Source organism: Pseudoalteromonas sp. GW168-MNA-CIBAN-0100, assembly GCF_040309225.1.
Lineage (GTDB): Bacteria > Pseudomonadota > Gammaproteobacteria > Enterobacterales > Alteromonadaceae > Pseudoalteromonas > Pseudoalteromonas arctica.
The window spans coordinates 1-293 of sequence record NZ_JBEOOL010000408.1; the positions used below are offsets into that span (position 1 = coordinate 1).

General features: G+C 44.0%; 1 pseudogene. It reads left to right on the plus strand.

Features of this window, described 5'->3' with window-relative positions:
- Positions 1–293: pseudogene (locus AAEY62_RS21715) on the plus strand (efflux RND transporter periplasmic adaptor subunit); the annotation flags it as partial.

The window sequence follows — 293 nt, forward strand, 5'->3', positions numbered from 1 at the left end:
GGGTAGCACCCATGGATAGTAATTATCGACGTGATGAACCCGGGCTTTCGCCAATGGGCATGGATTTAGTGCCTGTTTACGATGAAGCACCAGGCAGTAGTAGCAATTTAGATGGCCCAGGTGCTGTGACTATTTCGCCAGCGGTGGTTAATAATCTCGGGGTAAGAATCGCCAAAGTACAGTACAAAGCGTTACAAAATGAAGTTAAAACGGTTGGCTATGTGCAATATAATCAAGATCAACTTATTCATATTCACCCTCGTGTAGAGGGTTGGTTAGAAACGCTTTATATC